Source organism: Bradyrhizobium sp. i1.15.2, assembly GCF_040548425.1.
Classification (GTDB): Bacteria; Pseudomonadota; Alphaproteobacteria; order Rhizobiales; family Xanthobacteraceae; genus Bradyrhizobium; species Bradyrhizobium canariense.
In genome coordinates, this window is record NZ_JBEPRQ010000065.1 from 1 (window position 1) to 4,065 (window position 4,065).

Annotated in this window: 3 protein-coding genes, 1 pseudogene and 1 other annotated feature; of the genes and pseudogenes, 2 read left to right on the plus strand and 2 right to left on the minus strand. The window is 60.4% G+C overall.

Annotated elements, in window-relative coordinates; genetic code table 11:
- Positions 1-467: VCBS domain-containing protein (locus ABIB80_RS39125; RefSeq protein ID WP_311985950.1), on the minus strand; the 467-nt coding region annotated here is incomplete at its 3' end.
- A gap of 635 nt (positions 468-1,102) precedes the next feature.
- Between ABIB80_RS39125 and ABIB80_RS39130 the strand changes: the two genes are divergently transcribed.
- Positions 1,103-1,555 carry a phasin family protein gene (locus ABIB80_RS39130; protein ID WP_354129629.1) on the plus strand — a complete coding sequence of 151 codons (453 nt, stop codon included), beginning with the start codon at positions 1,103-1,105 and terminating at the stop codon, positions 1,553-1,555.
- A 159-nt stretch (positions 1,556-1,714) separates the two neighbouring features.
- Here the strand turns inward: ABIB80_RS39130 and ABIB80_RS39135 are convergent, their stop codons facing one another.
- Positions 1,715-2,497 carry a hypothetical protein gene (locus ABIB80_RS39135; protein ID WP_354129630.1) on the minus strand — a complete coding sequence of 261 codons (783 nt, stop codon included), beginning with the start codon at positions 2,495-2,497 and terminating at the stop codon, positions 1,715-1,717.
- Positions 2,498-3,046: 549 nt separating this feature from the next.
- On the opposite strand from ABIB80_RS39135, the pseudogene ABIB80_RS39140 reads away from it, so the two are divergent.
- Positions 3,047-3,976, plus strand: a pseudogene (locus ABIB80_RS39140) (IS3 family transposase); the annotation flags it as partial.
- Positions 3,331-3,447 (plus strand) — a sequence feature (AL1L pseudoknot). (Overlaps the previous pseudogene by 117 nt.)
- Positions 3,977-4,065: the final 89 nt, after the last annotated feature.

Here is a 4,065-nt window from a genome sequence, read left to right on the forward strand (position 1 = left end):
GCCTGGACCTCCGGGTCGTCGGGGTCGAGCACGTATGTCCACGTGCCGCAGGTCGTCATCGTGAAACTGCCGTAGCCGTGGTCGCTCGCCTGCGGACATGTCGTCGCCGTGAATGTGTCGTCGGGATTATCGACGTCTTTGTCGGACAAGGTGCCGCTCGCGCGTGGGGGGTCGTCGCAGGAATTGCTTGGCTCGGTCACGCGTCCGCAAATATCGCCGCAGACGACCGCGGCCTCGTTGCTGCCCTCGATGGTGACGGTCACCGTCTGCGCCGTACCGTCCGCGGCCCTCACGGTGAAATCGTCAATCAGCGACTGACCTGCCCACCGGTAAATCGCGCGCCGGATGACGTTCAAGTCACGCCACCATCCGTCGTCGAGGGCCAAGGCGAGCAAACGATCGGCACGGCACTGGAAGATGTCTTGGCAGATGTTGTTCAGGTCACCCCGCCGCGCATTATCGAACACAACGAGACGTCGATAACCAGATCACTCGACGGGTCGCTAGTGATGATGATGGTGCTCGTGGCACTTGGCTTTATGATGTCACTGCCATTTCGCCGTAGGCATGCCGAACGTGTCTTAGCCTTTGCCGCGATGCGCAGCTGCGAAGCGGGAGCGGACCATGCTCGCCCAGTCAACTTACGGTGTCCACCGCAAATCGAAGCCGATCCGAATTCCTTATCGAGTCTGGAAGCGTCCGTGAAAAACGTCCTCAGCACAATCAAGGAGACCGAAGCCGAGATGACTTCCTCACGGCAGCTCCGAAAGCCCGCGTGAAGCCGAGCTAGCTCCCATCTGAACTCCGCAGGTCGCCTTGAGCTGATGCAGGAACGGCCCGTTATCTTTTCGATAGGATGCGGCCCCTGAACCGGTTCGATGGCGGCGAACTCTCTCGTGCGTTATGCATCACCGAAAATGAAGGAGCGCGGTATGGATCGCAAGCACATGGAGGTGTCACCGAGAAGGCCAAGGGCACGATTAAAGAAAGAAGGTGCTGGTATCGGGCCCCGGCACCGCTGCCACTGTGAGACCACCACGGTTGAAGGGACGACGGCCGCAGGATCACGCGAAGGGAGCAGGTCTTCGACTAAAGAACGGCTGTGACATTCGGCTCTCTGACAGCAACGCGGACATCAGACCTGACCTTCGCGTACATTGAAAGCTACCAGCCGAACTTTACGCGTTCCGCGGCACAGCCACAGGGCGCACGGCCGATCAGTCCCCAAGCGCAGCGGTCGACGGAACGCTCAGCCCGCAACGCCGAAACCATCATGTATTCCGCGACAGCCGTCGCTAAAGGTATGAACGGGGTTTCGCGCGAGTACTTTGAGTTCGTTCGACAACAGATTGAGCGGAGCATGGACAGAATGAATGAACTCTGGCGTTGTCGAACTCATCACGACTTGGCAGCCGTTCAGACGGATCTAGTGCGCGACACGATCCGCAGCGCGATGGACAGCAGCCGTCGGATGGCCGACATGTCCCTCAAGGTAGCAGACGATGCGGGCGACCATATAGCTCAGAGCGTCGAACGGATGCAGCGCGCTGCGTAGCCGAGCCTCTAGGGCCACTTACGTGGGCGGCTGGATCTCGAGCCGCACACGTAAGTCGCGCGACGCTTCACCAGGTCCGCTGGCCTCGACGAGGCGGAAACGAAACCGGGCTCAGACCAAACCCAGGTCGCCATCTGAGGGTAGGGGATGTGTGCTGCATTAGTGCACTGACCATGGCCATGCCAATGACGGTTGCGGTTTTTTGGCTTGCGGCGGCGCCGGCTTCTGCGTCTGGGCGACATTGGCCGCCTGACGCGGACGAGGCAATGGTATTTCGGGCATCACCTTTGGTTCTCCGGAGCTCACCTCAGGCATCGCCTTTGGCGCTGAGGCGTTGGCGATGACGTGGGCGAGTTGTTCCTGGCTCGCGTTGAGTTGCTCGGTGAGTGTCTGGCTTTCGCGCGCCATCTGGATCTGGGTCGCCTTGATCTGGTCGATGGTACTGTGGTTCCGCGCCATTTCTTCCTGGCTCGCCTTGAGTTGGCTTGCGAGATTTTCATTGCCGCGGACCAATTGTTCTTGCCTCATTTCGAGCTGTTCCACCGTTTGCCTCAAGGCAGCTAAATCGCGCGCCATCGGTTGGAGCTGCTGCGCAATCTCGGAAGACACGGAAACGGCAGTCGGCGCAACGTCATTCGGCGCGGTTTGTACCGGAGGGGGCGGTACTGCGGCGACCATCATTGTCGAATCAACGGACGATGACCATCGCCACCCGACGACAGTAATCGATGCTACAAATAGCGAACCGATGAAAGCCAAATAGCGCCAACCGGCCAATCGATGACCCGTGCCCGGCGGGGCGCGTGACGTCTTCATCCTGGTCGGTCGGGCCAAAGGGCCGACTCCCTTTTCGCGGGCCAAGCTCGCCAGGCTAGAAAAATGCTCGTCCAAGCTTTTCGTGATCTGCTCTTCCGCGAGCTTGTCGCCTAACGTGGAAGCCATTTGGCGCTCCATATGAAATGCAATAGCACCCGCCGGAGAGCGATTCGCGCATCTGCGCTACGGCGAGTTAACCTTCAACGGGACGCAGATGGTTTTGAGCATTTCCCAGGGGATGAGCATGCAGCTGCACGTCACGTCGTCTTTTTTACCAGCTCACCTCAGAGCTATACTGGCGCTTTTAACGCAGCCGAGGAGGCGAAAGTATGTTGTCGGCCGGAGAACTACGGAAGGAACCCTGACGGTTCGCCAGCGCGCTCCATGCGAGATCACGCCGGAGGGCAGTTCGTCAACAGGCAGAATGCTGTAGAGCTCCCGCTATAGAAGCAAGCTGGGAGGTTACTTATTTGCGATGCTTCGCCGCCGAGCGCCCAGCACCATGAGTACAGTAATCTCAGACAGTGCTAGCTTCCAGCCGACTCAAGATTGTGACAAGCGTGCTGAGCTCATCGTCAGTTGCTCCCCTCAAGTCATAGCTTCCGATTGAGCCGGAATGCACCATTGAACCGCCCCGGGTTTGCCGGAGGCTCCAACTCCTGAGAGGATGGAGCCATGACAAGCAAGACCACGAACAAGTTTTCGCCTGAAGTCCGCGACCGTGCGGTTCGGATGGTTCTGGATCACGCCGGCGAGCACCCGTCGCGCTGGGCGGCAGTGACCTCGATTGCGGCCAAGATCGGCTGCACACCGCAGACGCTGCATGACTGGGTCAAGAAGGCCGAGATCGACAGCGGGCAGCGGGCCGGTGTCCCGACTGAGATGGCCGAGAAGCTGAAGGCCCTGGAACGGGAGAACCGTGAGCTGCGGCAGGCCAACGAGATCCTGCGCAAGGCAAGCGCTTATTTTGCGATGGCGGAGCTCGACCGCCGGTCCAAGCCATGATCGCCTTCATCGACGATCATCGTGGGGCGCATGGGGTCGAGCCGATCTGCAAGGTGTTGCCGATCGCCCCCTCGACCTACCATGCCCATGTGGCCAAGCGGCGCGATCCCGCCAAGCTGTCGGCGCGAGCCAGGCAGGACGCCGCGCTGAAGATCGAGGTTCGGCGCGTCTTCGATGAGAACTTCTCCGTCTACGGCGCGCGCAAGGTGTGGCGGCAGCTCAAGTGAGAAGGCTTCGATGTTGCTCGTTGCACGGTGTCGCGATTGATGCATGGGTTTGCAGGGGGTTATCCGCGGCAAACCGGTTAAGACCACGATCAGCGACAAGGCCGCGCCATGCCCGCTGGATCACGTCAACCGCCAGTTCAGGGCGCCAAGGCCGAACGTCCTTTGGCTCTCCGACTTCACCTATGTCGCGACCTGGAGCGGATTCGTCTACGTCGCCTTCGTCATCGACGCCTATGCCCGCAGGATCGTGGGCTGGCGGGCCTCGCGCGCGGCGCACGCCAGCTTCGTGCTCGATGCGCTGGAGCAGGCCCTGCACGATCGCCGACCGGTCCACCGCGGCGGGCTCGTGCATCATAGCGATAGGGGTAGCCAAGGCGGATTCAAACGGTCGTCGCAACACCAGTTACTTTCACTCATAACAGAAGATCGTCAAGCGCCTCCGCCGGCGTTTTCCAGCCTAGT